8 protein-coding genes and 1 pseudogene are annotated in these 4286 nt (G+C 62.2%); 4 read left to right on the forward strand and 5 right to left on the reverse strand.

The annotated features are described in order from the left end of the window. From A2J02_RS09690 to A2J02_RS28650, 3 genes are all read left to right on the forward strand, one after another. Positions 1-352 (forward strand): hypothetical protein (locus tag A2J02_RS09690; RefSeq protein WP_231893737.1); only part of this gene is annotated, 352 nt, incomplete at its 5' end. Between the two features lie 76 nt (positions 353-428). Beyond that, the gene (locus A2J02_RS09695) at positions 429-626 is read left to right on the forward strand and encodes a three-helix bundle dimerization domain-containing protein (RefSeq protein ID WP_008720647.1); all 198 of its coding nucleotides are present in this window, start codon (positions 429-431) and stop codon (positions 624-626) included. Positions 627-669: 43 nt separating this feature from the next. After that, entirely contained in the window at positions 670-885 is a 216-nt protein-coding gene (locus A2J02_RS28650) for an alpha/beta fold hydrolase (protein WP_042940341.1), read from the forward strand. 53 nt (positions 886-938) lie between these two features. On the opposite strand, the pseudogene A2J02_RS09705 reads toward A2J02_RS28650, so the two are convergent. The 5 genes and pseudogenes from A2J02_RS09705 to A2J02_RS09725 all read right to left on the reverse strand — a co-directional run. After that, positions 939-1511: pseudogene (locus A2J02_RS09705) on the reverse strand (hypothetical protein); the annotation flags it as partial. A 65-nt stretch (positions 1512-1576) separates the two neighbouring features. Further along, positions 1577-1777, reverse strand: a complete 201-nt coding sequence (locus A2J02_RS27650) for a hypothetical protein (protein WP_094724361.1) — start codon at positions 1775-1777, stop codon at positions 1577-1579. Between the two features lie 196 nt (positions 1778-1973). After that, positions 1974-2753, reverse strand: a complete 780-nt coding sequence (locus A2J02_RS09715; RefSeq protein WP_052056699.1) for a DUF6924 domain-containing protein — start codon at positions 2751-2753, stop codon at positions 1974-1976. A gap of 71 nt (positions 2754-2824) precedes the next feature. Continuing rightward, positions 2825-3211: a hypothetical protein gene (locus A2J02_RS09720; protein ID WP_032385459.1), complete on the reverse strand. Its 387-nt coding sequence runs from the start codon at positions 3209-3211 to the stop codon at positions 2825-2827. Further along, the gene (locus A2J02_RS09725; protein ID WP_008720157.1) at positions 3208-3408 is read right to left on the reverse strand and encodes a type II toxin-antitoxin system HicA family toxin; all 201 of its coding nucleotides are present in this window, start codon (positions 3406-3408) and stop codon (positions 3208-3210) included. The genes A2J02_RS09720 and A2J02_RS09725 overlap by 4 nt, the downstream gene beginning before the upstream one ends. Before the next feature lie 198 nt (positions 3409-3606). Here A2J02_RS09725 and A2J02_RS09730 point away from each other — a divergent pair, with 198 nt between their 5' ends. Continuing rightward, on the forward strand, positions 3607-3978 hold the full coding sequence (locus A2J02_RS09730; RefSeq protein ID WP_032385460.1) for a histone-like nucleoid-structuring protein Lsr2: 372 nt from the start codon (positions 3607-3609) through the stop codon (positions 3976-3978). The last annotated feature ends 308 nt before the right edge of the window (positions 3979-4286 follow it).

Consider the following 4286-nt stretch of genomic DNA (forward strand, 5'->3'; position numbering starts at 1 on the left):
ATCGGCGCAGTTCATCACACATTCACCTGGGGCGGAACACTCGCCACGTTCCGGTGGCCAGAAGATGAACGCACCCAGCACGAAACCGTCGTCGACCACATCCCGGCGAGGGCCCGACAGCTCCGATCGTGCGCAGGCGCAGATCTTCGCGGCAATGCTGACTGTCGAGATCAACGCTGTTTCGGCGCTCGTCGACGAAGCCGAACAACTCGCCCACAAAGCCGGGCGAATCGGCCAAGGCACCGCCCGGCTCTGGCACAACGAAGAAGCCCGGTCGCAGCGAAAATTGCTGTACGCGCTGCACCGCCAACTCGACGCCCTCCACACACGGTTTACCGATGTCTCGGGGTAGGCACCGACTGCCCGACTCCGGAACCACGCCGGACACCCAATTGACCACACCCCGAACAGAGCGGATCGTTCAAAAGATGACTACCACCGAACACGAGCACATCGACGCCGTCCGCGATCGCCTCGGTGCCCAGTTTCCCGATGTGCCGCGCCCGGTCATCGACGACACCATCGCCGCCGAGCATGCCCGTTTCGAGGGCAACTCCATCCGCGATTTCGTCCCGTTGTTCGTCGAACGCAAAGCCCGCCAAGCACTCCAGGCCCACGCCCACTAGCGGTCCGCGACACTCCGCCGGTTCAGGTCGAGGGAACGCTTTGGTGCAGCCACGAACTCTGCCCGTTCTCGGCAGCACGATCAGCTTCACCGATGCGGGTACCGGTCCACTCGTACTGTTCCTGCACGGCAATCCCACCTCGTCCTACCTGTGGCGCAACATCACGCCCGCCGTCGCAGCACACGGCTACCGCACAATCGCGGTGGATCTGATCGGCATGGGAGCCTCAGGCAGGGTACGGTCCGTCGAGAGCGTGTGACTGGCTAGCTCAGACACCTCGACTTGCTAACCCCGCTTAGTCCGGATAAGAGTTCGGTTTCGGGCCAGCAGGGCACGTGCGCGGGTCGGCGGTACGTCGCGACCGTGGACGGTGCTGATGACCAGATCGATCCCATCGATGCAGATATTGGCGGCGTCGAGAGGGTCTGCTTGACCGGGGTCGATCAGGGCGATCTTCGACAAGTCCCCGCCGTGTTCGTGGACGGCGAGGAGCCCGAACTTGGGTTGACCGATCAGTGCGACGTGGTGGCCGGCCGCGGTGGCGGTGGCGACGAGTCCGACGAGAATCGATCCGGCACCGGTGATCGACAGGGCCGTTCCGCGGGCCAGCGCGCCGCGTGGCAGCAGTTCCGACAGCGGCATGGGCACCGGCAGGGTTTTGAGGGTTCGTGAGCGCACGGGGCCGCTCAGTGCCCGTTCATCGCCGTCGGTCGCGGCGGCCTGCGCGTTCGGCTGCGAGGGGGCGAATGCGGGCGAGTCGTCGGAGTCGGTGGGTGCGTGGTCGCGGCGTCCGGGGATCGCGGCCATGCTGCGGCGAAGAGCGGCGAGCTGTGCAGCCTTGTCCAGGCTGGTCAGGTCGGGAATCGTGTCGGCGATACCGGCCATGAGTGCGACCTTTCGCCGAACGGATCAGTGCCCTCAATCTATGCGAACATACGTTCGATGTCGAACTACCTGCGTGTGCCCGAAGCTGGCCCTGGTTCGCGAACCCTAGCGGCGTTCGCGAGGTGGTCGAGGGAGAGTTCGGGGTCGGCTGTCAGGTGGCGATGTTCGGCGAGCAGACGCCTGACGTGATCGAGGTCCGCGCGCACGGCCGGGTCGTCGGGGTCGTAGCCCTCGTCGATGATGGCGGCGCGTTCGTCTGGGTCCATGTCTAGTTCGACGCAGCAGCGCCGGGCGCGGTTCCCGTGTCGTAGATCAGGTCGTCAGAGCCGTCGTAACGGAGGCGCGCGAGTTCACCATTTCCTGATCCTGCTCGCCGTGGCGAGCCGGTCCCTGGCTAGATTCAGGGACCGGCGCGCCCCTGGTGTCTTTATGGCCGCTCATAAAATCCCGTGCGGGCGGCGGTCACGACGGATAGATCACTTTCATGGCGGCCAGCAAGCTCAGACTGTCCGAGTCCAGGTAGATGGACCAGTAGCTGTCGACGAGCGCGAAGTGGATTCCCAACCCCGAGCCGCCCCGAGCAAGAACCTGAAGGGTCTCGTCGTATCCGATGGTCAGTTCCGAGTTGTAGGTCCCTCCTGCAATCGCGTCGTACCTGTCCCGCAGATCGGTGACGACCATCGCCGGCCAAACCGGTACTGACCTTTTTCTCAGATCCTCTCGCAGTTGCTGGACCGTCGGCGAGTCGTCTGCGTTGTCTGCTGCGGCGATCAAATCCTCGCTTCGGACCTGCGGCTTTTCTATAGTTTGCACTGCTCCGGCACCGCGGTACACCCCATCCAGGTCCGCGCCGGAACGGAGGTCGTCGAAGCTCAGATTTGCGATAGACAAGTTGTTCTCGATTACCGCAAGCCTGCTCGGTACAACCCGAAAAGTAGCTGCCTCATCGTCCGGATCGGCACTTGTATCCACAACGAGCACTGGATGTTCCGGCTCGTCACATGCCCGCTGGTCGACTACGAAGAGATAGTCCGGCGGCGGAGATTCCACCAAGCCGACAATGCGTGACACCGACATGTCGGCAAACTCCGGGTCGTCGACCGTCGTCAGAAAGGCTTGAGCCTCATAACCACTGTCTTGCACGTGCGACGCCTGGGCATCTCGCGCAACCTGCGCCCAGGCACCGTCATCGCCGAAGTACGTACGGATGAGCAGGGATTGGCCCTCTGGCAGAGTTGGCATGGCACCGACTCTAGTCGTTCACAACCGTGAAACCGATGCAGTTGCGAGGGACCGAACATTCGATGCTCAGGTCAATTGTTGACGAGTTGGCTGGCTCGCTGAAATGTCACGCCGAGAAGCGATCCGATATCTCGGACGGGTACCTGAGCGGTGGCGAGCTTCTTCGCGAAGGCCTCGGTGCTGGCTTTGACGCGGGCTTCGTCCTCGGCCAGACGTGCTCGCTGTGTCGCGATCTCGGCGATGTGGACCGCGAGATCCTCTCCCCCGGGTTCGAGCTGGATGTGCTGCTCGATCTCGACATCGGCGAGGGCGACTCCGGTTTCGAGGGCGATGAGTTCTTTCGCTGCGGTGTGGACATCGTCGATGCGACGGGCTTGAGTGAGGGCGTCGAGTTCGGGGACGGCGATCATCCACCACTTGCCGTCTCGGGTCACCGACACCGTGTAAGTTTTGCTCACTGCTGTGCCTCCTTCATGGCTGCGAGGATCTTGCGGTAGACACCGGGCGAGATCGTCCGGTGCCCATCGGGCACAGTCACTTTGACTGCGCCGTCGGCCGAGACCCACGTGCTGTGCGATCCGACCGTGCGGACCGAGGTGAACCCGGCCGCTTTGAGGGCCTTGACCACTTTCCGCGTGGGCTGCTCGGTAACCATGACTTTAGTCTAGTCGATTGGACATTTTCTAGTCAAGTCGACTAGACGAAATAAGGTCGAGTAGCGGTGGCGTGGTCGACACGGGAGGAAGTGCCTATTACGCATTTCCTCATCTGGTGCATCTGCCTGCGGGTTCGGTCTGGTTAGAGTGGCAGTCGACAGCAATGTGTTTCCATTCGAGAGAGGCCGCATAGAACCGTGGCGAAAAAAATATTCACCCAATTGGTCGACGATATCGACGGCTCGGTCATCGACGACGAATCAGGCGAGACAATCGAATTCTCCGTCAACGGCGTCGACTACCTCGTAGACCTGAAGGCAAAGAACGCCAGCGAGTTTCACCGCAAGATCGGCTACTACATCGAGCACGCGACCCGCGTCGGCGGGCGTAAGCGTCGGCACTCCCCCACCTCCACGGCTCCATCTGCTGCACCCTCGAACAGCGGGGCCACACGTAATCCGGCTCAGACCAGAGCTGTCCGGCAGTGGGCCGCAGACAACGGTTACGAGATCAGCGATCGCGGCCGCATTCCCGCTGCTATCGAAGACGCATTCAACGCTGCACACTGATCATTACTTCAGGATCACCGCGCGAACTCGACGGTGTATCCGGCCTGACCGTCGATCGACAGGCTGTACTTGCACACCACCGAGCGTTGTCATGTTCGAGCCTTCCTTCCTTCGCAACTACGGATACGCCGTCATTTGCGGGCCCCGCTCCTGCAGACCCCCGCTTGAATGCCAGCAGACGAAACGAGGTGAAGTTCACCGATCAGTCAGCCGCGGGCTTGGGGAACCTGGGAACAAACTCCCGCCGGAATCGGCGCAGCCTCTTCACAAATGTCGAGATGAGAATAAACGCAACAAAGACGGCGACC

It is taken from the genome of Rhodococcus sp. EPR-147 (assembly GCF_001647185.1).
Classification (GTDB): Bacteria; Actinomycetota; Actinomycetes; order Mycobacteriales; family Mycobacteriaceae; genus Rhodococcoides.